The following is a 21,920-nucleotide window of genomic DNA, read 5'->3' on the forward strand; positions in this document are numbered from 1 at the left end:
ATCCCGGAGCGCCGCCGACGAACCCGGCAGCCGCCGAGACCTTCGGTTAACTGAACGGTTACCTCCGCATCGACCCAGCCGGGGAATCTGATCGCGACAGTGCTCGACCTGCGATCCGCGTCACCGGATCGTCGTTATCGAATGCTGATTTTCGGTCGTGACGCACCTCATGCAGTCGTGATCCAACGGTCGCCCGAGCGGCTACGACCACGGAATTCGAGTCCGCCACCTGATCACTCGGCAGTCACGCCGCGATCACGGACGCCGATCACCAATTGTGTAGCTGGTGAATTGCTGAGAGGTTCTTCGCACCACTTCGTGTGGCGGAACACCGCATCCGCGGCACCGATGCAAGGAGAATCCCATGACGATCACCCGCATACTGGGCACCGTCTCGTTCGGGCTGATGGCCGCTGCGGCCACCCCCGGAATCGCTGTCGCACAGGCCGATCCGGCCCCCGCCGTACTGGGCGGCAGCTCCGGTATCCGATTGCCCGGCAATGCGGTGTGCTCATTGGCCGCGATCGGCCACGACCGCGAAGGCCGCCTGATCGGCCTCACGGCCGGACACTGCGCCGAGGCGGGCGATGAGGTCTCCGCCGAGAAGAATCCGGGGGCGGGCGTGCTCGGCACGGTGACGGCGTCGGTGTTCCGCACCGACGCCGACTACGCGGTCATCCAGTTCGATCCGGCCAAGGTGAATCCGGTCCGATCGGTGGGCGGCACCACGATCGCCGGTGTCGGCGGCCCCCCGCCGCCGGGTGCGGTGGTCTGCGCCAACGGCCGATCCAGCGGCTTCGACTGCGGCGTCGTGTGGAGCACGATGGGCGCCGTCACCCTCACCCAGGTGTGCTCGCAGCCCGGCGATTCCGGCGGCCCGGTCACCGCGGGCGACCAGCTGGTCGGCCTCAACCGCGGCCGCTTCACCAAACTCGTCGGCATCGACATCCCCGCCCCCTGCGAGGTCGCGGCCAACCCCATCCATCAACCGGAGTACTTCCAGCCGATCGGCCCGGTCCTGGCCGCACTGGATGCCGCAGGCGGTCCCGGCGCCGGGTTCGCACCCGTATAGCCCCGAGGTGCGCCTTCCCGATCGAGGGCTCCGCACGATTCGATCGAGACTGCCTGCACGGCAACTCATTCTGTGCAGAAACGTGATTCGACCGGGGAGAAGGTGTAAGGAAAGCGCTAGTGGATCTGGTGGGGCCTCGAGGCTCGGCGGTAGTTTTTCCCGACTGTCGCCAGTCAAAGGGGGGTCGTGGGAACGCCAACAGTCAGTCAGGTCCGGGCTCTCGATGTGGGGCCGTTGCTCAGCCTTGCCGACGAGTGGCGGCAGGGGCATCAGGCCGCGAGTGGACATCAGAGCACTGTGGCGGCGACAGTTGATGGCTCACAGGCGTTTTGGAGTGGTGTTGGCGGCGACACCATGCGGGAGCGGCATGGGAAAACCGACGAGTTTCTGACGCATACGATCAACGCACTGGTGGCGGGTGACACTGCCGCACGCGATGGGCATGCGGCTATCACGGATAGTCATCAGCAGGCGCAGAACAAGATTCAGGATGCCGAGGACGCGGGGTATCACGTCGCCGAGGACGGATCGGTACATCTGTCCATGGCGCAGAAGCTGTTCTCGGCGGCGTTGGGACCGGTGGCGGGGCTGTTGAGTCTGGGATCCATGTCGCGGGGTGCGTCGCAGCACGGCAATCTGATCATGTCTGCGCTGGGATCGTTGGGGGACACGCTCGATAGTTCCGCACGCAGCATCACCGGTGCGTTCCAGGGATTGGCTGGTCTCTCGGGTCTCGGCGGACTGCGGCAGCCCGACTACTACACCGTCGATTTCGGTGCGTTCTCACCATGGTTGGTGGGCGGCGGTGGGGTGGTCACGATCACCCGTGACGGGCATGTCTACATCGGGCCGCAGATCGGGATTGGCACACCGGGAGACATCGAACTGCCGACGGCTCGGGCGGGCTGGATCGACGAAGGCGCGAAGCCGTCCTCGAAGGACATCGACAGCTACATCCACGGGTGGGGCGTCACCGCGACCGGTCAGGCCGGGCCGGGCGTGGTCGGGTCGGTCGGCGAAACCTGGGGCGGGATACCGGATTTCAGTCACGGCAAGGACTACTCCACCGAGGTCGGTGGTGGTCTCGGAACCCCCGGCGCGGCCCTCACCGGCAGCTACATGTTCAGGATCTGGTGACCGTGAGATATCTGGGCGATCTGGTCCTGATCGTGGTGGGACTGGCGGTATCGACCCTCGGGCTCATGCTCGTGGTGAATTTTCGTGATCTGGCCACCCGGCTGGTCGACTACGGCCGGACGCATTCGCCCTCGAGCCGGGGCTTCCCCACTCTTCCCGGCGGCATCGCACTGATCCTGATCGGATTGCTGATCGTCGCACTGACATTCACGAAGCTGGCGTTACGGAGATGACGATGTCGGATCGACCGCTAGAAGTGCACCCCGAATCCGTGCTGAAGCTCGGCGGTACGTTCACCACTGCGGGCAGCGGGATCGGTGAGATCACCACGCACCGCGCGCTTCCCGGCGTCGAGAGCGGATTGAGCGGGACCACCGTCCCCGATGCCTGCCACTTCGGCGCCGGGATCGGCGCGCTGGCCCTGCAAATCCTCGCGGATCATCTCGGCGAGCTGGGTGACCACTCCGCCTCGGGCGCCGCCGAGTACACGGGGACGGACCAGCACAGCGCACAGGGTTTCGGAGCATGACCGAATCACTCTCCAGCCGAATGGATCGCCTCGCCGATTCGGTGACGAGCAGCCATGTCTCGCTGAGCTCCGACGGCATCTCCGTCGATGTCCGGGCGAACGGCCACGTCATCGCCCTCACGCTCGACGACGCGACGATTCCCGATGGCCAGCGGCTGGGCCCGATGATCGCCGGACTGATCAATCAGGCTCGCGATCGAGCGCAGGCACAGGTCGAGCACCTGGCGACCGAGGTCCAAGCTGATCCACGGGTCGCGACAATCGTTGAGCGACTCGGTGATACGCCCGAGCGCGAGTCGCCGCACTCCGCCCGGGAGCAGTGGGACGAGGACTATTCGTACCAGCGCAAGTCGCCGGTCTTCGACGACTAGCCTCCGAATTCATCGAACCCGCTGTCCGACTGCGGCTCCTACTGCGCTCCAGGCGCGAATCCCCTACCCAGAGCGCGGAGGGCGAGGTCCAGGTACTCGGAGAGGTCGCTGTCGGCGGTGACCACCCAGCGGTCGAAGGCGGCACGGCAGACGGCGAGGGTGGCGCGGCCGATTGCCAAGGGGTACAGGGCATCCGCGGGTTCGGCGAGGCGGCGGCCGGCGAATTCGCTGACGGTTCGTTCCCAGGCGTCGTAGTGCGGGCCCGCGCTGGCTTGTGCGCCGGGGGCGGTGCCGAGCAGATGCATTCGGGCGCGTAGCTGGGGGGCGTCCTGGGCCAGGTAGACGTTGGCGGCCACTACCACCTGACGGATCGCGTCCATGAGGGGTACGTCGTCGGGGACCTGAGCGAATGCTTCACGGAGGCGGTCTACTTCGCCGTCGAACTGGTACCAGAGCACGGCGGATTTGGATTCGAAATAGCGGAAGAAGGTTCGGCGGCTGATACCGGCCTCGGCGGCGATCTCCTCGACGGTGGTGGCGTCGAAGCCCTGTTCGGCGAACAGGCGGATCGCGATCACCTCCACGGCACGGGCGGTGGTGCCGGGCGGTCGGCCGCGGCGCGCCTGTGCGCGGTCCTGCTCGTCGAGAGTCATCGGGGTCCTTTTCTGGCCGGGGTATTGATTCTGTCACACGGTGTCGTTAATCTTCGAAACCATATTTGTCACACAGTGCCGTAATTGGCACGGCGTTCGAAGGAGTCGGCAATGATCGACGAATCCATCCCCGCGACAGCACCCCTCGACCAGGCCACCGAGGACGTCATCTCTGAAGAAATGCTGGTGGAAGAGGTTTCTATCGATGGCATGTGCGGTGTCTACTGACACCGCGCCGCCGGGGTTCGACCTGGACGGGCGCTGGGGTCTGCACGAGCAGGTGTCGGTGCGGCCGGAGCGGTTCGGCGCGCTGCTGTACCACTTCGGCACCCGGCGGCTGTCGTTCCTGCGCAGCCCCACGCTGCTGCGGGTCGTCGAGCACCTCGGCAGTGCGCCCAGCGCCCGGGCGGCCTGCACCGCCGCCGGAGTCGCGCCGCGGCAATTGCGCACCTACGCGAATGCCCTTGCCACGCTGGCCGATTCGACGATGATCTGCCCACGATGATGAAAGGCCGACAGCCATGACACTGGCCGCGGACCCCGCCGGATCGCTCGTCGATCAATTCCAATTCGGCCTCACCGCCCCGATCTGCCTGACCTGGGAGCTGACCTATGCCTGCAATCTCTCGTGCGTGCACTGTCTTTCCAGCTCGGGGCGGCGCGATCCGCGCGAGCTGACCACCGCGCAGTGCAAGGCCGTCATCGACGAGCTGGAACGCATGCGGGTCTTCTATGTCAACATCGGTGGCGGCGAACCGACTGTGCGCCAGGACTTCTGGGAGCTGGTCGACTACGCCACCGCGCATCACGTCGGGGTCAAGTTCTCCACCAACGGCGTCAAGATCACCCCCGAGGTGGCGCGGCGGCTGGCCGGCAGTGACTACGTCGACGTGCAGATCTCGCTCGACGGCGCGACCGCCGAGATCAATGATGCGGTGCGCGGGCCGGGCTCGTACGCGACCGCCTTGCGCGCCATGGGGAATCTCGCGGACGCCGGATTTCGTGGATTCAAGATCTCGGTGGTGATGACCAGGCAGAACGTCGGTCAGCTCGATGCCTTCAAGGCGCTCGCCGACCGGTTCGACGCGCAATTGCGGATCACCCGGCTACGGCCGTCCGGTCGCGGCGCGGACGTGTGGGACGCACTGCATCCGACCGCCGCCCAGCAGCGCGAACTCTACGACTGGCTGCTCGCACACGGCGAACAGGTGCTGACCGGGGATTCCTTCTTCCATCTGGCCGGATACGGCGAATCGCTGCCGGGGCTCAACCTGTGCGGCGCGGGGCGGGTGGTCTGCCTGATCGACCCGGTCGGCGACGTGTACGCCTGCCCGTTCGCGATCCACCAGAACTTCCTGGCGGGCAATGTGCTCGACGCCGGTGGGTTCGAAAAGGTCTGGCAGAGTTCGGATCTGTTCACCGAGCTGCGCGGGCCGCAGACCGGGGGCGCGTGCACCTCGTGCTCGGCCTTCGACGCGTGCCGGGGCGGGTGCATGGCGGCCAAGTTCTTCACCGGGCTGCCGTTGGACGGCCCGGATCCGGAGTGCGTCAAGGGTTTCGGGGAGACTGCGCTATCGGTGCCGAGTGTCGGCGAGCGGCCGCGACCATCGCTGGATCACTCACATCGCACCCGTAAGAGCGTGCCGGTGCAGATCGGCTGGGGTCCGCCCGAGCAGCGCATCCCGGATCGCGGCTGTGACGAAAGCCCGCTCGCCGGATTCACCCCGCCAGGTGGTCGGTGATGCCACGGCTCGCCGAGATGTCCTGGCCGGAAGTCGAAGTGCGCGCTGAGGATTCGGTGCTCGCGATACCCATCGGATCGACCGAGCAGCACGGCCCGCAGCTGCCGCTGTCGACCGACACGGATATCGCTGTAGCCCTGTGTGAACGACTCCGCGCCGCCCGGGAGGAAGTACTGGTCGCACCGGCGCTCGCCTACGGCTCCTCCGGCGAGCACGCCGGATTCTCCGGGACCCTCTCGATCGGCCAGGCCGCGCTGGAGTTGCTCGTCGTGGAGCTGTGCCGCTCGGCGTTCGACACCTTCGACCGGGTACTGCTGGTTTCCGCGCACGGCGGCAATCACGATCCACTGGTCCGGGCCGTGCGGCAGCTGCGCACGGAATCGCGTGCGGTGCAGCTGTTCTGCCCGCGGTGGGACGGCGATCCGCATGCCGGTCACCACGAGACGTCCATGATGCTGGCACTCGCGCCCGAGCACGTGCGCATGGAACGCGCGGTGCCGGGTGATACCCGTCCGCTCGGCGAGATCATGCCCCTCCTGCGTACCGGCGGCGTCCGGGCCGTCACGGATACGGGGGTACTCGGCGACCCCACGCACGCGGATGCCGAGACCGGCCATCGGCTGCTCGAATCACTCGGTGCCGCACTGCTGCACGAGTTCACCGCCTGGATTCCCCGGGAGCGATCGTGACCGGCCCGGTCGCGGTGGTCACCGGGGCCGCACGCGGTATCGGCGCGGCCACCACGCACGCACTCGTCGCGGACGGCTGGTCCGTCTTGGCTGTCGACTCCGTCGCCGACGACCCGGCGCTGCCCTATGCGATGGCGACACCGGCCGATCTCGCCGAGGTCGTCGCGCGGGCCCGGGAACACTGCTGGCTGCCGGACCGAATTCACGCCCACCGCGCGGATGTTCGCGACCCCGACGCCATGGAGGCGGCGGTGACCGAGGCACAGCACAGGTGGGGGCGGGTGGACGCCGGAATCGCCTGCGCCGGAGTCGTCGCGGGCGGTGTGCCGATGTGGGAGGTGCCGCGCGCACAGCAGCAGGCGGTGCTCGATGTCAACCTCGGTGGTGTGATCGCCTTGGCCCGCGCGGTAATTCCGGTGCTGCTCGAACGGCCCGAACCACGCTCGGGTCGGTTCCTGGCGGTGGCCTCCGCCGCCGCGACCAGGGGTCTGCCCATGCTGGCGGCGTATTGCGCGGCGAAAGCCGGTGTGGCGGGGCTGATTCGAGCGCTCGCCGTGGAGTTGGGCGGCACCGGCATCACCGCGAACGCGGTCAGCCCGGGCTCGACCGACACCCCCGTACTCGCCGAGAGCGCCCGGCTGTACGACCTCGCCGGTGCTGATGCCTTCGCCGCGCAGCAGCCGGTCGGGCGGCTGCTGGAGCCACGCGAAATCGCTGCTGCGCTGGCCTTTCTGGCTTCCCCGGCGGCCGGTGCGATCACCGGAGCAGTGCTACCGGTCGACGGTGGGCTCGCGCTGTGACTCTCGCACTGCCACAGGGCTTTCGAATCTGCATGGATACCGCCACGGTGCAGGTCGACGCCGGGACGCTTCGAGGCGGTTCGCCTTCCAGAGTGCTTCGACTGTCATCGACCGGACGCTCGGCGTGGGACGAATTGCGCTGCGGGCCTGTTCGTTCCGCTGCGGGCGCGGCGCTGGCGCGGCGACTCACCGATGCGGGGTTGGCGCACCCCCGGCCCCCGGAGTCGGCAGCTCGACTCGGGGTCACCGTGGTCATCCCCGTCAAGGAGCGGGCGGACCTGCTCGGGAATTGCCTGCGCTCGCTCGGCGGCGACCGACCCATCGTGGTGGTCGACGACGGGTCGCTGGACCGAGAAGCCTTGGCGGACATCGCTGCCGCGCATTCGGCCGCGTTGATACGCAGGCCGCGCTGCGGCGGTCCCGCGGCGGCCCGCAATACCGGCCTGGCGGCAGTGGACACCGACCTGGTCGCCTTCCTCGACAGCGACTGCATCACGACGCCGGACTGGCTCGACAAGCTCCTCCCCCACTTCGCCGATCCGCTGGTGGCGGCGGTCGCACCGCGCATCGTCGCGATCGCGGGGCAGACCTCGGCCGGGCGCTACGGCGAGGTCGCGGGCAGCCTCGATATGGGTGCGGTCGAAGGCCGGGTGGTCCCCGGTTCACGCATCGCCTACGTGCCCAGTGCCGCGCTCGTCGTCCGCCGAAATGTCCTGCGAGACATCGGAGAATTCGATGAGCGGCTGCGCTACGGCGAGGACGTCGACCTGATCTGGCGGCTGCACGAGGCCGGGCTGCGCATCCGGTACGAGCCTGCCGCGCGGGTGTACCACCGGGAACCGCGGACCTGGCCGGAGTTACTGGCCAGGCGATTCCACTACGGGACCTCGGCCGCCCCACTGGCACAGCGGCATCCGTCCGCGTCGGCTCCGCTGATCGTGCATCGGTGGCACTCGGCCACCGTGCTCGCCGCACTGTCCGGGCACCCCGGGGTAGCCGCACTGACGTTCGGACTTTCCATGTCGCAGACGAGACGGACGCTGCGCCGGGTCGGCTTGCCGACAACCGACGCGCTCACTCACACCACCAGGGGGCTGTGGCAGACCTGGCTCGGCCTGGGCCGCTTCATGATTCAGTTCACCGGCCCGCTGCTCGTGCTACTGCTGGCCCACCGTGGTTCTTCGCCGCGACGCCGAACACGCCGCGTGTCTGCCGCCGTACTGCTCCTGAGCACTCCGGTGACCGCCTACTTCCGAACACGTCCGCGGCTGGACCCGTTCCGCTTCGCACTCGGCCAGCTCACCGACCACATCGCGTACGGCGCGGGCGTCTGGGCGGGTTGCCTGCGCCACCGCACGGCCGCACCGATCAACCCGCAGCTCGCCCGGCGACCCCGCCGAATCAGCGGGGCCGCAACGGGATCGGCGGCTGCACCCTCATCGTCGAAAGGACCTCAGTAATGGCCGATCCCTGGTTCGAGACAGTGGCCGAGGCGCAACGCCGCGCCGAACGCCGCCTGCCGAAATCGGTGTACGGCGCCTTGATCGCCGGTTCGGAATCCGGAGTGACGCTGCGCGACAACATCGCAGCCTTCGGCGAACTCGGCTTCGCGCCACACCTGGTCGGGCAAACCGCCGACCGTGACCTGTCCACGACAGTCATGGGGCAGCGAATCGGCCTGCCCGTCATCATCTCTCCGGTGGGAGCCCAGGCCATCCATCCCGATGGCGAAGTGGCCGTCGCGCGGGCGGCGGCGGCCCGCGACACCCTGGTCGGGCTCAGTTCGTTCGCGGGCAAGTCGGTGGAGGAGGTCGCGGCGGCGAATCCCCGTACGCTGCTACAGATCTACTGGTCCGGCAGCAAGGATCAGCTGATCCAGCGCATGGAACGGGCCCGGGCCGCGGGTGTCGTCGGGTTGATCGTCACCCTGGACTGGTCGTTCAGCCACGGACGCGATTGGGGCAGCCCCGCCATCCCGGAGCGGATCGACCTGCGAGCGCTGATCCGCTATGGCCCCCAGGCCCTCACTCATCCACGCTGGCTCGCGCGGTTCGTCCGCTCGGGCCGCATCCCCGATCTCACCGTCCCCAATATGGGTGTGCCGGGCCAGCCGGCGCCGACCTTCTTCGAGGCGTACGGGGAATGGATGCAGACCCCGCCTCCGACCTGGGACGACCTGCGCTGGCTGGTCGAGGAGTGGGGTGGCCCGGTCATGCTCAAGGGCGTCATGCGCGTCGACGACGCCCGACGCGCGGTCGACACGGGGGCCACCGCACTGTCGGTCTCCAATCACGGTGGCAACAACCTCGACACCACGCCCGCGTCCATTCGGGCGCTGACCGGAATCGCGGACGCGGTCGGCGATCAGATCGAGGTCGTGCTGGACGGCGGTATCCGCCGGGGCAGCGATGTGGTGAAGGCGCTGGCGCTGGGTGCACGCGCGGTGATGATCGGCCGGGCCTACCTGTGGGGTCTGGCCAGCGCTGGGCAGCCGGGGGTGGAGAACGTGCTCGACATCCTCAGCGGCGGTATCGATTCCGCGCTGCGCGGTCTCGGCCACGGCAGCGTGCGGGAGTTGACGCGGGCCGACGTGGTCATGCCGCCCGGATTCACCCGGAAGCTCGGCGCGGGTCGAAACAGTCTTCCGCAGTGAGCAATTCGTAGATTTTCGCGGATTCAGCCGGTACTCGGCTGACCATTTGACGTAAGGATCAACAAGCGAATGGCCAGAGACCATTTCGAGGTCGCCATCATCGGGGCCGGACCCGGTGGCATCACCGCCGCGCACTATCTACAGCGCGCGGGCATCACCGACTTCGTCATCCTGGAACGCGCCGATGATTTCGGCGGCAGCTGGCGGGACAACTTCTATCCCGGGCTCGCCGTCGACGTGCCGACGCTGTTCTATCAATTTCCGTTCGCGCGAAAGCCGGACTGGTCCAGGCTCTTTCCCGATGGGCCCGAGATTCAGCGGTACAACCGGGAGGTCGCGCAGCGGCTCGGGCTCTACCGTCATTTCCAGGGCAATTCCGAAGTGCGGCGTGAGGTCTGGGACGAGGTTCGGCAGGTCTGGGTGCTCGATATCGCGGGCCGGGAAGCGGTGTCCGCGCGGTTCGTCATCAATGCGGTGGGCGGCTACATCAACCCGAAGTCCACCGATCAGATACCGGGGACCGCGGAGTTCACCGGCACGATCCTGCGCCCGAATTCCTGGGATCCCGAATACGTCTGTGCCGGAAAGCGAGTCGCGCTGATCGGCACTGGGTCGAGTTCGGTGCAAATCCTCTCCGCCATCGCGGGGGAGGCCGCGAGCGTGGATGTCTATCAGCGGACACCGGCCTGGATCCTGCCCAAGCCGGACGCCGAGATCTCACCCCGGGTGCAGCGAGTGCTGGCAGTGCCGGGCGTCGTCGCGGCGCTCAACGGCACGGTGCTGGCTCTGATGGAACTGCCGTTGCAGCTCATCTGCAATGTGCTGCCGCGACTTCCACGCTCGGTGCTGGCGGCGGTGCTGCCGCAGTACGACAAGATCTGGCGGGCGCTGTACCGGGTACTGCTGCGCAAGCAAGTCTCGAGCGCCACCGACCGGGAAGCGCTCGTCCCCGGGTACGGGATTCTCGCGAAACGACCCATCCTCAGCAGCGGGTTCTTCCCGGCGCTCGAATCGCCCTCGGTCGCACTGATCACCGACCCGATCGAACGGGTCACCGCCAATGGGATCCGGACCGGGAGCGGGGTCGAACGGCCCTACGACCTGATCGTCATGGCCACCGGCTACGAGCTGTTCACCGACCCCGAGTCCTACCGGATCGGTTGCGTCGTCGGCGAATCCGGACGTGACCTGGCCCTCGAATACCAGCGAAACGGCCTGCGCAGCTATGGCGGTAGCGCGTATCCCGGGATTCCCAACCGGTGGTCCCTGGTGGGTCCGCAGGGCTACGTCGGCGTCGCCTGGCACACCTTCATCGACCTCACCGCCCGCCACGCCGTCCGCATCATTGCCGAGACCACCCGGCGCAAGGCCACGGTCGCGCGGGTGCGCCCGGCTGCCTTCGACCGCTGGGTGAGCCGAATGCGGCGCAACGAGAAGCTCATTCAGACCTACACCGTCGACTGCAATCCCGGGCTGCGCACCTATTTCGTCAACTCGCAGGGCGAGGCGCTCTACTACCGTCCCCAAACCATCAGCGGGGCCTGGTGGTTCAGCCGGTACTCGCCGTTCGGGGACTACGAATTCGCGCGCGACAGCCGAAAGAACTCCCCCACCGCACATTACGAGATCGAGGAAACCGCATGATCGACAAGACACTGGCCGGGAAAGTCGCCTACATCACCGGAGCAGCGCGGGGACAGGGCCGCTCGCACGCCCTCGCCCTGGCAGGGGCCGGAGCCGACATCGTCGCCGTGGACGCCTGTGCGAACACGAAGTTCAGCGGATACGACATGGCCGCACCGGAGGATCTCGCGGAGACCGCCCGGCTCGTCGAGGCGGCGGGCGGCAAGGTACTCACCGCGCAGGTCGATGTCCGCGACCTCGAGGGCCAGCAGCGCGCGGTGACCGACGCCATCGCGCGCTTCGGGCGACTCGACATCGTGGTCGCCAATGCGGGCGTGTGCAATTGGGGCCGACTGTGGGAGATCTCGGCCGCGCAGTTCGCCGAGACCATCGACGTCAACCTGACCGGCGTCTGGAACACGGTCCGGGCGACGGTGCCCGCGATGATCGATGCCGGGAACGGCGGATCGATCATGACCATCAGCTCGTCGGCGGGCGTGAAGGCACCGCCGGGCTGCGGGCATTACGCCGCAAGCAAATTCGGTGTCGTCGGCCTGACGAAGTCGCTGGCGATCGAGCTGGGCGAGTACGGCATCCGGGTCAACACGCTGCTCCCCTACGGAACCAATACCCCGCTCGGCAACGACACCTCCATGTACAAGATGTTCGAGGAGCATCCCTCCTACGTCTACAGCTACACCCCGACGCTGTTGAAGACCGACGGGCTCGTCGAGCCGGAGGAGATCTCGCAGGTGGTGGTGTGGCTCGCGGGTGACGGTGCCGGGGTCATCACGGGCGCGCAGATTCCGGTCGAGAAGGGTTTCCTGGCCCGGTGATCAGTAGGCACGACGCAGCGCCGGGCGTGGATCGCCTCGCCCGAACGCTGCTGCGCGGCTCGTCGCGGGCGTTGAAAGTGCTACGCCCGCAGGCGATCCGGAACTTCGACGTGGTGATCGACGGTCAGGAACTCGATCCCGGCATCCGCCGGGCCATGGGGCTGTTCAGCCTGATGCCGCGAAAACCCATGCACGACATACCTCTTCACTACTCCAGGGCGGCGATGAACTTCGGCGGCCGCATGCTCGGCCGCGCGATACCGCAGCGCCGGATCGACGATCTGGAGATCCCGGGCGAGGGAGGTCCGATCCCCGCACGGCTGTACACCCCGATGACCTCGGCGGACTCCGGCGCGCTGATCGTGTTCTTCCACGGCGGCGGCTGGACGGTGGGCAGCATCGACGCCTGCGACAACGTGTGCCGCTTCCTCGCCGATCGCTCCGGAATCCCGGTGCTGTCGATCGGATACCGGCTCGCGCCGGAACACCCGTTCCCCGCCGCGATCCAGGACGCCACGGCCGCCTACCGCTACGCCCGCGACAACGCCGACCGATTCGGCGCGCGAGCCGATCGCATAGTCGTCGCGGGCGAGAGCGCGGGCGGCAACCTGGCCGCGGTCATCGCCCAGCAGGCGACGACCGCGGGCCTGCCGCCCATCTTCCAACTGCTGTTCTGCCCGATCACCGACCTGTCGCGAAAACGGCGCTCCTACAGACTGTTTTCCGACGGTTACGTTCTTACCGAAGCCCACATGGACTGGTTCCGGGACAACTACCTCGCGAACCCGGAACACGCCCTCGACCCCCGCGCCTCGCCACTATTGGCAACGGACTTCGCCGGTCTCCCCCCGAGCTATATCGCGGTCTCCGGATTCGATCCACTCCGCGACGAAGGCGAAGAATACGCACACCGGCTTCAACAAGCGGGCGTCCCGACTACCTTGCGCCGTCACCGCGGCCTGATCCACGGCATCATCTACGGCACCGCCTTCGGCGCTGCGGGCCGGACCGTGCTGGTGGAGGCCGTCGACGCGCTCGATGTCGCATTGGCATAAATGACACTGTGCGATAGATCCCAGAATTCGATTGATTCGAAACCTGGCTAAATCGCGCGAGGTTAATTCCTCGTGTCGTACCGGCGAACAATTGGATCGACACAATCTGTGCCAGTGCGGAGAAATATTGCGTTCCCAGGCTCGGGGATGATATTCATTCGTTATCAGCGAAGCGCTTCGCTGGTTCGTGATTCAAGGAGTAATACATGCGCAAGATCCACCTGCTGGGTATGACCGTCGTCGCCGCCGGCCTGGCCCTCGGTGCCACCGGTGTCGCCTCCGCCGACACCACCCCGGCCCCGGCCCCCGCCGTCGGCTCCTCGGCCGCGTTCTTCAACGCGCTCGGCAGCGGCTCGGCCCAGGCCCCGAAGTCCACCGCGGACACCCCGGCCCCGGCCGTCGGCTCCTCCGCCGCGTTCTTCAACGCCCTCGGCAGCGGCTCGGCCGCCGCCCCGAAGTAGAACTTCACGCGGTTCGCCGCGAGCAAGCCTCCGAGTTCGACTAGGCAGGTCGAACCGTAGAACGGCCCGGAACCGATGGTTCCGGGCCGTTCTCGTATCCGGACGACCGACCGGTGGAGCGGTCAGAGGGTGCGGGCGATGATTTCCTTCATGATCTCGTTGGTGCCCGCGTAGATCATCTGGACGCGGTTGTCGACCCACATGCGGGAGATCGGGTATTCGGCCATGTAGCCGTATCCGCCGTGTAGCTGAAGGCATTCGCTCGCGACGGACATGGCGCGATCCGTGGTCCACCATTTCGCCATCGCGACGGTCGGGATATCGAGTTCGCCGATAATGTGCTGGGTGATGCAGTGGTCGGTGAAGACCCGTGCGACCTTGGTTTCGGTGGCGACCTCGGCCAGTTTGAACTTGGTGTTCTGGAAGCCGAAGATGTTACGGCCGAACGCTTCTCGCTCCTTGGTGTAGCGCAGGGTGTGGTCCAGGGCCGCCTCCATTCCGGCGACCGCGCCGACCGCGATGATCAGACGCTCCTGCGGCAGCTGCTGCATGAGCTGGACGAAGCCCTGGCCTTCCGCGTTGCCGAGCAGGTTGGTGACCGGGATGTGGACGTCCTCGAAGAACAGCTCGGAGGTGTCCTGGCCCTTCTGACCGATCTTGTTGAGGACGCGGCCGCGGCGGAAGCCCGCGCGGTCGGCCTCGACCAGGACCAGGCTGATCCCGTTGGCGCCCTGGCTGGTGTCGGTCTTGACCACGACGATGATCAGGTCGGCCTGCGCGCCGTTGGTGATGAAGGTCTTGGAACCGTTGACGACGTACTCGTCGCCGTCGCGGATCGCCTTGGTCTTCACGTTCTGCAGGTCCGAGCCGGTGCCCGGTTCGGTCATGGCGATCGCGCCGACCACTTCACCGCTGGCCATCTTGGGCAGCCACTGCCGCTTCTGCTCTTCGGTGCCGTACGCGAGCAGATAGTGCGCGACGATGCCGTTGTGCAGGCTCTGCCCCCACGCGGTGTCGGCGATCCGCGCCTGCTCCTCGATCAGCACCGCCTCGTGCGCGAATGTGCCACCGCCACCGCCGTATTCCTCGGGGATGGACAGGCACAGCAGGCCGAGTTCACCGGCCTTGTTCCAGAGGTCGCGGTCGACGTGATGCTGCTCGATGTACTTGTCGACGTTCGGTGCGACCTCCTTGGCGAAGAAGGCACGTGCCAACTCGCGCAGCGCATCGAGATCGTCGTCCATCCAGCTGGACCTGTACCCGGTCATCGGGTGTCCTCCGTTTCGCGGCATGCCGGTAGATATTTGTTACCGGAAATAACGGGTACAGTGTGTACCCGGAACCGTACGTGTGACAACCCCCGCCGCAGCCCTATTTGTTCGCCGCCCCCGGCCTCGATAGCGTGGCTACGTGGAACAACAACGCTGGACCGACACCGCGCAAGTGCGGCGATCGACCAGCCGCGGCGCTGGACGCGACGAGCGGCGCCGGAGCATCGTCGACGCGGCCATCGCAGCCATCGAGGAGCACGGACCGGATGCGCTGACCAGCCAGATCGCCGATCGCGCCGGTCTCACCCGCACCCACTTCTACCGGCATTTCGCCAGCAAGGAAGAGATCGACCTCGCGGTCGCCCGGCGCGCGCACCAGGAGCTCACCCAGCGGATCCGCGCGGCCCTCGATGTCGACGGCACACCGCTCGACGTGATCAGGGCACCCATCGCCGAACATGTCGCGTGGGCCGGCGAGCACACCAACCTCTACCGGTTCCTACTCAGACGCAACTACCGACGCGGCACCGACGAACCCCGCATCGGCGGAAGCGCATTCGCGTCCGAAATCTCCTCCGCCGCAACGCGATACCTCCCACAGCTCGCCGCCGACCCACTCGTCGCCGACCGCCTCGTGGTCGCCCTGCTCGGCCTCATAGACGCCTCGGTGCGCTGGTGGCTCACCCACCGCGAAACCACGCAGGACGAACTGGTCGAACTCCTCACGGCCGAAGCCTGGTTGCTGATCGACAACCGGCTACGCATCCTCGGCATCACCCTCGACCCGACCACGCCGATACGCGAACTCCGCTGACAGTCGCCTCCTCGCCACGCTCCTCAACGATCCGGGATTGCGCGGTAGCGTGCAGGCCTGCAGTATTCTGGTCCAGTTCTATTCCGGCTAGGCATATTTCGAACAAGAACGCATTCTCGAGTCCCGCTGAGTGGAATCGCCCAGCGCAGCCCAGGTCAGGGATGTGACACGTTTCACGCCGACGTGCTACCCACCCCTTCTGGAGGACGCGCTATGTCCACCTCTGTCGACCAGGCGGGGCCTCCCAGCCCCGGCCTCGACGATTCCGCTCGGCTCGACGGCGCTTCGAAACTGAGGATCTACTCAGTTCTCGCCGTCATCGTGCTGTTCACCGAAATCTCCCCGATGCAGTACGTGATGGTCGCGGCGCCGCTGCGGCAGATCGCTCCCTCATTCCCCAGCGAAGGCGCCAATATCAATTGGGCCATCATCGTTTTCGGCGTGATCGGCGCCGCGGTGTCGCCGCTGATCGGGAAGCTCAGCGATAGACCACGGGGTGAGCGCGTGCCCGAAACACTACGTGGCCAACGACTCCGAGACCGAACGCTACAGCGTGGACGTCCAGGTCTCCGATCGCGCACTGCGCGAGCTCTACCTCTACCCGTTCGAACGGGCCGTCGAGGCGGGCGCGTGGATGATCATGGACTCCTACAACGGGGTGAACGGCGCGGCCATGTCCGACAACCCGCTGCTGGCCGAACCACTCAAGGGTGAATGGGGATTCGACGGCGTCGTGGTCTCGGACTGGGGCGGCGTCCGGTCCACCGCGGCCGCGGCCGGGGGCACCGACCTGTGCATGCCCGGACCACCGATGCTGTGGGGTGAGCCGCTGCTGGAGGCGGTGCGGAACGGTGAGATCGACGAGTCCGCGATCGACGAGAAGGTCCGGCGTATCCTGCGATTCGCCACCCGTGTCGGAGCACTCGACGGAATACCCTGGCCCACACTGTTTTTCACCGAGAATCACGCTCGAAACGTGGTGCGCCGCCTCACCACCGAGTCGATGGTGCTGGTGCGCAACGACGGAACACTCCCGCTGCGCACCGGGACGGCGGTCGCGGTGCTGGGACCGTCCGCGGCCGAACCCCGCATCATGGGCGGCGGCAGCGCCACGGTGATCCCCACCCACGTGAGCACGCCACTGGCCGGATTGCGGGCCGTACTGCCCGTGACACATACGCCCGGCGTCCGCTTGATCGAGGGATTGATTCCCGCCCCGGCGGAGCTGGTCACCGATCCGGAGATCGGCACGCCGGGCGTGCGGGTGCGGTACTTCGACGGTGAGACCGAGATCGGCTCCCGGCATCGCGGCAGCGCACACCTCGTGCTGCTCGGTGACGAATTGGCCACCCGGGCAACGCATATGGATATGCATGCCCGGCTGCGCGCCGACGTGGCGGGCGATTGGCAACTCGGCTTCGGCGGCACCGGCCGGGTGCGGCTCGCGATCGACGGGACCGAGGTGATCGACGAGAACGTCACCGATGCGGCGGGCGATCCGGTCGCGGCGCTGATGGAGCCGCCGCAGCGCTCGGTGACCCGGAGCCTGACCAGCGGTCAGCAGGTCGATATCCGCATCACCATCGACGTCCCCGAGGCACTGCCCGGACTCGGAGTGCTGCTGGCCTTCCTGCTGGGCATCGTCAGACCGCAACGCCCGAAGGACGAAGAGTTCACGGCCGCAGTCGAATTGGCGCGCAACGCCGAGGTCGCGGTGGTACTGGTCGGCACCAGCGAAAAGATCGAAAGCGAAGGCGCCGACCGCACCTCGCTACGCCTACCGGATCGCCAGGACGAACTCGTCGCCGCCGTAGCGGCGGTGAATCCGCGCACCATCGTGGTGGTCAATTCCGGTGCGCCGGTAGAGATGCCGTGGCGCGACGACGTCGCCGCCGTGCTCCTCACCTGGTTCCCCGGTCAAGAATTCGGAGACGCACTCGCGAACGTACTCACCGGCGTGGTCGAGCCCGGCGGACGCCTACCCACCACCTGGCCCGCCACCATCGCCGACGTCCCCGTCCTCAACACCACCCCGCAACAAGGCGTGCTCGAATACACCGAAGACATCCACATCGGCTACCGCGCCTGGCTGCGCGCCGGAACCGAACCCGCCTACCCCTTCGGCCACGGACTCGGCTACACCACATGGACTTCCAGCGACCTGCGCGTCTCCGGACGCACGGCGAGCCTCACCGTCACCAACACCGGCAACCGCACCGGAAAACAGGTCTTCCAGGCCTACCTCTCCCGCCCCGACAGCACGATCGATCGACCGATCAAGTGGCTGGCCGGATTCACCGCGATCACGCTGGCGGCCGGACAATCCCGCACCATCGAAATCCCCTTGCCCCGGCGCGCTTTCGAACACTGGACGTCCAAAGGCTGGGCAACCGAACCAGGTTCGTTCAACCTTCACGTCGGAACCTCGGTCGCCGACCTCCCCCACACGGTGACCATGAACTGATCGAGACCGCCACCCTCGAGGCGACACTCAACGCCGCGCCGATATGAGATCGGCCCCGGATCCAGTGGTTCCGGGGCCGATCTCTGTAGTAGTAGCGAGGCAGAGTTCAAACCTGATGTTCGCCCGTTCCCAGCCCGCAAATGCCACGTCTATCTTTCACTTCGCTGACTTCGCCTGCTGATTGCCTCATGAATCAGCGTTCGCGCGGCGTTGCCGGTCACCGACTGGCCGGCCAAGGTATCGAATGCGCGGCCGTAGATCGCGAGCTCTCGCGGCTGGGTGATGGTCAACTCCGCGGCTGTGCCCTCCACCATCACGAGGCGATCGTCGTACATGGCGAAATTGCTGGATACGACCAGCATCTCGGCCATGACAGGCACGATGCCAATGGTTACGCGGGGCAGCCCGATGGCCGAGAGGAGCCGATCGAGTTGCCCGGCCATCACATCGTCGTCACCTACGGTTCCATAGAGGGCTTGCTCCGCAATGATGAAGTGGAACCGGTGATCTCGCCTGTAGAGGATCTGCTGACGCTCCATACGTTTTGCGACGCCTGCCGCCAGATCGTTTGGTATCCGGTAGAAGTCGATTCCAGCTCTGAGCTTCGCCTCCGCGTACTCGGGAGTCTGCAGTAGGCCCGGAACGATCTGCGGCTGGTAGACACGAATGTCGGTCGATTCAGCCTCGATGCGAAGCGACTTCTGTTGGCGACGCTTCAATCCCGTGCTGAGGACGCGCCTCCACTCGACGTATGCGGCGTCGATGTCGTGGCAGGTCGCCAGTAGATCGGGCAGTTGGTCCGGGCGGCCGGTGTGCTCGCAGTACGCCCGCAGGTCAGCGTCGCTGGGTTTGGTAATGGCGGACTCGAGTTTCGACACCTTCGACTCGTGCCACCCCGATAATTCGGCCAGCCTGCGCCCGGTGAGGCCCGAGGCACGGCGAAGCTCCCGAAGACGTGCACCCAGAGCTTCCCGCGCGTCGTAAACGCTGTTCGTCACCGATCGACAAACTCACTTTCGACGTAGTCGGCGTACGGGATAGCCAGTTTCCAGAGTCGTTGCCGAACTTCCTCGCAGTAGGCCGCAATCTTGGGATCAGTGGTGATCGCGATCCCGATCGGCGCTCCAGTCACATCGACCACGTTGTACGCCACCCGCTCGGCGTCCATGAGCCACCAATCATCCGGGGGCACATCGCCCGCGAGATGCCTGGGCAGGTAGCGGATGTCCTCGCCATCTTCTACCCGGACCTTGGTTATGGACAGCAGCCAACGGTGATACTCCGTGTGCGGCACGGTTACCACCCGCACCCTGGACATGGACAAGCCCCTGACGACGGCGTCTCGGACGAGGTCTGGCCATTCCCTGCTGGGTGCGGGTATCGCTTCCTCACCCGAGAGGTACCGGCGGATCCGTTCCGCTTCCTCAGGCACCGCATAGGTATCCCGTTGTTCGAAGTGGAATGCCGAGACCCGGCATTCGGCGAACAAGCTCGGCCACAGGCGAGGTTCATCTCTAGGCCGTAGGAGCACCGTAGAAAGCCCTTCCTGCTTTGGGCACCTCGATTGCCGTTTCGTGAGGCTGAATGCTCATCTGTGCGAGCGTATCGGCCTCTGTGATCGGACGGCCGGCGAGTTTGAACGTACCCCTCCCCGTGTCTGTCAACTGTGCGCCGATGAAGGTGTTCGATTCAGCGAATCCCAGTAGCAGATGCGGGATTTCGACCGTCTCCGCCGCTCCCGTCTTCCATCCGATGATCACGTACGACCCGTGATCGGTCCGATACAAGGTCGGACATTCGCCCACATCTGAGCCGCCCCGACCCAAGAACGTCAACCGCATGACCAATCTCCTGACTTGCAGCCTGCCGCTTGCCATTCCGACACTTCTCATCGTCCCTTGCCAGTGCCCAGAGGGGAATGTTTCGCACGATTTGCTGCAAATCACTGCAAACTGATGGTGTTCACTTACCGCCGATTCGTAGCGTCGGTTCATGACGTTCGAGGCCGGTGCAGTCGCCTCGGCCCCGAGTGGCCTCTTCAAGCGACCTGAGGGGCAGTCGTGACCAATGAACCAGAGGAATCAAGGGCCGTATCGCGCACCCGAGCGTTCCAGTTCCCCGGCGGCGTACTGGAGCTCCAGTGCACCGGAGACGACTCAACGGACCATTCCGGGTTCTACCTCGAGATTCACGGACATCTCACACTCGACGGGCACGAAGACGGAGGGGCAGTAATGCGTTACAAAACAACATGTTTGGGCTACCTCCGGACTGATGTGTCCGGTGTGGCACAGCTGTGGGACGAGACCCGGATCAGACGGTTGGCCGAGCGGCTCGGGTACGACCTGGCTGAGGTAGTTGTCTTCGATCCGAGCTCCGGGCGTCCGCCGCTGGCACGACTGAAGGCGCAGGCGAACCGCCTGGATGCCGAAGCGGTGATCGTGCCGAGTCCGGGGCACTTTGCTGACGGGGAGATTCCGGGAGACTTGGTGCAGCGGTTGGACGTCATCACCGTGAGTCCGGAAGAGACCCACGCCCGTCGTCCGATGCCGTTGCTCCGCAACGATGACAACGCTTTTCGCGGGTGGTCCTCGGATACGAATCCAATTGGGCCGGGGCATCCGTGAAACCCGGGGCGCGATGCATCACGACGCGTGCGTCGATGGAGTCGAGGAAGCCACCCCCGGTGATGCGCGCCGGGGGTGGGGCTACTTTCTGTCGGTCAGGGCAGCAGTTGCTCGATTCGGGTGGTGCAGAAGCCGGTGATGTTCATTTCCGGTGGCAATTGCACACGATTTGCCATGCGCAGCAAGGGAACTGAGAGTAGGACGGCGGCGAGGATCTCGTTGAATACGAGGTTGCGGACCAGCATTCCGGTGCGGTTCTCGTAGTGGGCGATGGTCTCCTCGCGGGTCGGGGTGCCCGATAGGGGCGCGTGACCCTCGAATTCGCTGCTGGCCCAGTCCAGGAACAGCAACCAGCCCAGGTCGGCCTCGTGATCGCCGAGATAGGCGATCTCCCAGTCCAGTACGCCGCTTACTCGGAAGTCGCTGTCGTACAGGATGTTCGACATGCGGGCGTCACCCCAGCAGAGCGTGGTGTGCTCCGGCTCGTAGAGGTTGTCACGGAGGTAGGCGATGGCCCGCCGATAGGTTTCGGGCTGATCGCCCTCGGTGGCCCAGGTCAGTGCGGCGTCGAGATAGTTCACCAGCTGCTCGACCGGACCCGCGCCGTATTCCGGCAGGGCCAGGAAGTCCAGACGCAGTGCCCGCCAATCCAATCGGTGGATATCGGCGATGGTATCGATACAGCCCCACCACATGCGTTGCCGCTGCTCCGGAGTGGCCTCGAAATAGTTGCCCGCCGAATGGTAGGAGGGATAGTCGCTGGGGGCCTCGCCCGCGAGCCGGTTCATCACGAAGTACGGGCTGCCGAGCCCGCCGCCGTCGCGGTCCAGCCACAGCGGTGTGGCGACCGGGATATCGGTGGCGGCCAGCCGCTGCATGACCAGCACCTGCCGCAGCAGGTCGTAGTCGGGAAATAGCGACATCTCCGGTGGTCGCCGGAAGACCAGCGGCAGCGAGCCTCGGTCGTCCTCGACCTCGAAAAGGAATGTCTCGGTGGCGAATCCGCGAGGGGTGCGGGAGAAATCGCGGATGCGGGCGGCACCGGACATCGGGAAGTTCCGATGCACGGCGGGTTCCAGCGCCGCTGCCAGCTGCTCTGCGGGCAGTCGAGTGATGCTCAAGC

25 protein-coding genes are annotated in these 21,920 nt (G+C 66.3%); 19 read left to right on the forward strand and 6 right to left on the reverse strand.

Annotation, left to right across the window (positions count from 1 at the left end; translation table 11 throughout):
* Window positions 1-364 precede the first annotated feature (364 nt).
* The 5 genes from OG300_RS23760 to OG300_RS23780 all read left to right on the forward strand — a co-directional run bounded on the left by OG300_RS23760 (window position 365) and on the right by OG300_RS23780 (window position 3,109).
* Window positions 365-1,072 (forward strand): S1 family peptidase, encoded by a 708-nt coding sequence (locus OG300_RS23760; RefSeq protein ID WP_405485089.1) that lies wholly within the window; start codon window positions 365-367, stop codon window positions 1,070-1,072.
* A 186-nt stretch (window positions 1,073-1,258) separates the two neighbouring features.
* Window positions 1,259-2,209, forward strand: a complete 951-nt coding sequence (locus OG300_RS23765; protein ID WP_405485091.1) for a hypothetical protein — start codon at window positions 1,259-1,261, stop codon at window positions 2,207-2,209.
* Complete coding sequence (locus tag OG300_RS23770) at window positions 2,206-2,442, forward strand: hypothetical protein (protein WP_405485093.1); 237 nt, start codon at window positions 2,206-2,208, stop codon at window positions 2,440-2,442. Before OG300_RS23765 ends, OG300_RS23770 begins: the two co-directional genes overlap by 4 nt.
* Before the next feature lie 2 nt (window positions 2,443-2,444).
* Entirely contained in the window at window positions 2,445-2,738 is a 294-nt protein-coding gene (locus OG300_RS23775; protein WP_405485095.1) for a hypothetical protein, read from the forward strand.
* Window positions 2,735-3,109, forward strand: a complete 375-nt coding sequence (locus OG300_RS23780; RefSeq protein WP_405485096.1) for a hypothetical protein — start codon at window positions 2,735-2,737, stop codon at window positions 3,107-3,109. The genes OG300_RS23775 and OG300_RS23780 overlap by 4 nt, the downstream gene beginning before the upstream one ends.
* Window positions 3,110-3,147: 38 nt before the next feature.
* Here OG300_RS23780 and mftR read toward each other — a convergent pair whose 3' ends face one another.
* A complete protein-coding gene (mftR, locus tag OG300_RS23785) occupies window positions 3,148-3,762 on the reverse strand; it encodes a mycofactocin system transcriptional regulator (RefSeq protein ID WP_405485098.1) in 615 nt (204 codons plus the stop codon).
* A gap of 111 nt (window positions 3,763-3,873) precedes the next feature.
* Here mftR and mftA point away from each other — a divergent pair, with 111 nt between their 5' ends.
* The 11 genes from mftA (at window position 3,874) to OG300_RS23840 (ending at window position 13,621) form a co-directional block, all read left to right on the forward strand.
* Window positions 3,874-3,990, forward strand: a complete 117-nt coding sequence (mftA, locus tag OG300_RS23790) for a mycofactocin precursor MftA (protein WP_405485100.1) — start codon at window positions 3,874-3,876, stop codon at window positions 3,988-3,990.
* Window positions 3,968-4,267 carry a mycofactocin biosynthesis chaperone MftB gene (gene mftB / locus OG300_RS23795; protein ID WP_405485102.1) on the forward strand — a complete coding sequence of 100 codons (300 nt, stop codon included), beginning with the start codon at window positions 3,968-3,970 and terminating at the stop codon, window positions 4,265-4,267. The genes mftA and mftB overlap by 23 nt, the downstream gene beginning before the upstream one ends.
* Before the next feature lie 16 nt (window positions 4,268-4,283).
* On the forward strand, window positions 4,284-5,504 hold the full coding sequence (gene mftC, locus OG300_RS23800; RefSeq protein WP_405485104.1) for a mycofactocin radical SAM maturase: 1,221 nt from the start codon (window positions 4,284-4,286) through the stop codon (window positions 5,502-5,504).
* A complete protein-coding gene (gene mftE / locus OG300_RS23805) occupies window positions 5,504-6,193 on the forward strand; it encodes a mycofactocin biosynthesis peptidyl-dipeptidase MftE (RefSeq protein WP_405485106.1) in 690 nt (229 codons plus the stop codon). The genes mftC and mftE overlap by 1 nt, the downstream gene beginning before the upstream one ends.
* The gene (locus OG300_RS23810; protein ID WP_405485108.1) at window positions 6,190-6,993 is read left to right on the forward strand and encodes a mycofactocin-coupled SDR family oxidoreductase; all 804 of its coding nucleotides are present in this window, start codon (window positions 6,190-6,192) and stop codon (window positions 6,991-6,993) included. Before mftE ends, OG300_RS23810 begins: the two co-directional genes overlap by 4 nt.
* Window positions 6,994-7,025: 32 nt before the next feature.
* Window positions 7,026-8,453 carry a mycofactocin biosynthesis glycosyltransferase MftF gene (gene mftF / locus OG300_RS23815; RefSeq protein WP_405498638.1) on the forward strand — a complete coding sequence of 476 codons (1,428 nt, stop codon included), beginning with the start codon at window positions 7,026-7,028 and terminating at the stop codon, window positions 8,451-8,453.
* A complete protein-coding gene (gene mftD, locus OG300_RS23820; protein ID WP_405485110.1) occupies window positions 8,453-9,646 on the forward strand; it encodes a pre-mycofactocin synthase MftD in 1,194 nt (397 codons plus the stop codon). The genes mftF and mftD overlap by 1 nt, the downstream gene beginning before the upstream one ends.
* A gap of 69 nt (window positions 9,647-9,715) precedes the next feature.
* Complete coding sequence (locus tag OG300_RS23825; RefSeq protein ID WP_405485112.1) at window positions 9,716-11,290, forward strand: flavin-containing monooxygenase; 1,575 nt, start codon at window positions 9,716-9,718, stop codon at window positions 11,288-11,290.
* Window positions 11,287-12,105 (forward strand): mycofactocin-coupled SDR family oxidoreductase, encoded by an 819-nt coding sequence (locus OG300_RS23830; RefSeq protein WP_405485114.1) that lies wholly within the window; start codon window positions 11,287-11,289, stop codon window positions 12,103-12,105. The genes OG300_RS23825 and OG300_RS23830 overlap by 4 nt, the downstream gene beginning before the upstream one ends.
* Window positions 12,102-13,160 (forward strand): alpha/beta hydrolase, encoded by a 1,059-nt coding sequence (locus tag OG300_RS23835; RefSeq protein WP_405485116.1) that lies wholly within the window; start codon window positions 12,102-12,104, stop codon window positions 13,158-13,160. The genes OG300_RS23830 and OG300_RS23835 overlap by 4 nt, the downstream gene beginning before the upstream one ends.
* A 206-nt stretch (window positions 13,161-13,366) precedes the next feature.
* Complete coding sequence (locus OG300_RS23840) at window positions 13,367-13,621, forward strand: hypothetical protein (RefSeq protein ID WP_405485118.1); 255 nt, start codon at window positions 13,367-13,369, stop codon at window positions 13,619-13,621.
* 122 nt (window positions 13,622-13,743) lie between these two features.
* On the opposite strand, the gene OG300_RS23845 is transcribed toward OG300_RS23840, so the two are convergent.
* A complete protein-coding gene (locus OG300_RS23845; RefSeq protein WP_405485120.1) occupies window positions 13,744-14,889 on the reverse strand; it encodes an acyl-CoA dehydrogenase family protein in 1,146 nt (381 codons plus the stop codon).
* A gap of 142 nt (window positions 14,890-15,031) precedes the next feature.
* On the opposite strand from OG300_RS23845, the gene OG300_RS23850 reads away from it, so the two are divergent.
* Together OG300_RS23850 and OG300_RS23855 are read left to right on the forward strand one after the other, a co-directional pair.
* Window positions 15,032-15,706 (forward strand): TetR/AcrR family transcriptional regulator, encoded by a 675-nt coding sequence (locus OG300_RS23850; RefSeq protein ID WP_405485122.1) that lies wholly within the window; start codon window positions 15,032-15,034, stop codon window positions 15,704-15,706.
* 496 nt (window positions 15,707-16,202) lie between these two features.
* A complete protein-coding gene (locus tag OG300_RS23855) occupies window positions 16,203-18,170 on the forward strand; it encodes a glycoside hydrolase family 3 C-terminal domain-containing protein (RefSeq protein ID WP_405485124.1) in 1,968 nt (655 codons plus the stop codon).
* 149 nt (window positions 18,171-18,319) lie between these two features.
* On the opposite strand, the gene OG300_RS23860 is transcribed toward OG300_RS23855, so the two are convergent.
* From OG300_RS23860 to OG300_RS23870, 3 genes are read right to left on the reverse strand one after another with little or no spacing between them, the layout of a single operon-like run.
* On the reverse strand, window positions 18,320-19,168 hold the full coding sequence (locus OG300_RS23860; RefSeq protein ID WP_405485126.1) for a helix-turn-helix domain-containing protein: 849 nt from the start codon (window positions 19,166-19,168) through the stop codon (window positions 18,320-18,322).
* Window positions 19,165-19,701 carry a DUF6879 family protein gene (locus OG300_RS23865; RefSeq protein ID WP_405485128.1) on the reverse strand — a complete coding sequence of 179 codons (537 nt, stop codon included), beginning with the start codon at window positions 19,699-19,701 and terminating at the stop codon, window positions 19,165-19,167. The genes OG300_RS23860 and OG300_RS23865 overlap by 4 nt, the downstream gene beginning before the upstream one ends.
* The gene (locus OG300_RS23870; protein ID WP_405485130.1) at window positions 19,685-20,011 is read right to left on the reverse strand and encodes a hypothetical protein; all 327 of its coding nucleotides are present in this window, start codon (window positions 20,009-20,011) and stop codon (window positions 19,685-19,687) included. Before OG300_RS23870 ends, OG300_RS23865 begins: the two co-directional genes overlap by 17 nt.
* Before the next feature lie 219 nt (window positions 20,012-20,230).
* On the opposite strand from OG300_RS23870, the gene OG300_RS23875 reads away from it, so the two are divergent.
* Window positions 20,231-20,797: a hypothetical protein gene (locus OG300_RS23875; RefSeq protein ID WP_405485131.1), complete on the forward strand. Its 567-nt coding sequence runs from the start codon at window positions 20,231-20,233 to the stop codon at window positions 20,795-20,797.
* 95 nt (window positions 20,798-20,892) lie between these two features.
* On the opposite strand, the gene OG300_RS23880 is transcribed toward OG300_RS23875, so the two are convergent.
* A complete protein-coding gene (locus tag OG300_RS23880; protein WP_405485133.1) occupies window positions 20,893-21,918 on the reverse strand; it encodes a phosphotransferase family protein in 1,026 nt (341 codons plus the stop codon).
* Window positions 21,919-21,920 lie beyond the last annotated feature (2 nt).

This window comes from Nocardia sp. NBC_00511, assembly GCF_045161165.1.
Classification (GTDB): Bacteria; Actinomycetota; Actinomycetes; order Mycobacteriales; family Mycobacteriaceae; genus Nocardia.

Coding starts and splice junctions, on each gene's coding strand:
- OG300_RS23845 (WP_405485120.1), bottom strand. CDS start 14,889: ATGACCGGGTACAGGTCCAGCTGGATGGACGACGATCTCGATGCGCTG.
- mftC (WP_405485104.1), top strand. CDS start 4,284: ATGACACTGGCCGCGGACCCCGCCGGATCGCTCGTCGATCAATTCCAA.
- mftE (WP_405485106.1), top strand. CDS start 5,504: ATGCCACGGCTCGCCGAGATGTCCTGGCCGGAAGTCGAAGTGCGCGCT.
- OG300_RS23840 (WP_405485118.1), top strand. CDS start 13,367: ATGCGCAAGATCCACCTGCTGGGTATGACCGTCGTCGCCGCCGGCCTG.
- mftB (WP_405485102.1), top strand. CDS start 3,968: ATGGCATGTGCGGTGTCTACTGACACCGCGCCGCCGGGGTTCGACCTG.
- mftF (WP_405498638.1), top strand. CDS start 7,026: ATGGATACCGCCACGGTGCAGGTCGACGCCGGGACGCTTCGAGGCGGT.
- mftR (WP_405485098.1), bottom strand. CDS start 3,762: ATGACTCTCGACGAGCAGGACCGCGCACAGGCGCGCCGCGGCCGACCG.
- OG300_RS23760 (WP_405485089.1), top strand. CDS start 365: ATGACGATCACCCGCATACTGGGCACCGTCTCGTTCGGGCTGATGGCC.
- OG300_RS23775 (WP_405485095.1), top strand. CDS start 2,445: ATGTCGGATCGACCGCTAGAAGTGCACCCCGAATCCGTGCTGAAGCTC.
- OG300_RS23830 (WP_405485114.1), top strand. CDS start 11,287: ATGATCGACAAGACACTGGCCGGGAAAGTCGCCTACATCACCGGAGCA.
- mftD (WP_405485110.1), top strand. CDS start 8,453: ATGGCCGATCCCTGGTTCGAGACAGTGGCCGAGGCGCAACGCCGCGCC.
- OG300_RS23870 (WP_405485130.1), bottom strand. CDS start 20,011: ATGCGGTTGACGTTCTTGGGTCGGGGCGGCTCAGATGTGGGCGAATGT.
- OG300_RS23780 (WP_405485096.1), top strand. CDS start 2,735: ATGACCGAATCACTCTCCAGCCGAATGGATCGCCTCGCCGATTCGGTG.
- mftA (WP_405485100.1), top strand. CDS start 3,874: ATGATCGACGAATCCATCCCCGCGACAGCACCCCTCGACCAGGCCACC.
- OG300_RS23825 (WP_405485112.1), top strand. CDS start 9,716: ATGGCCAGAGACCATTTCGAGGTCGCCATCATCGGGGCCGGACCCGGT.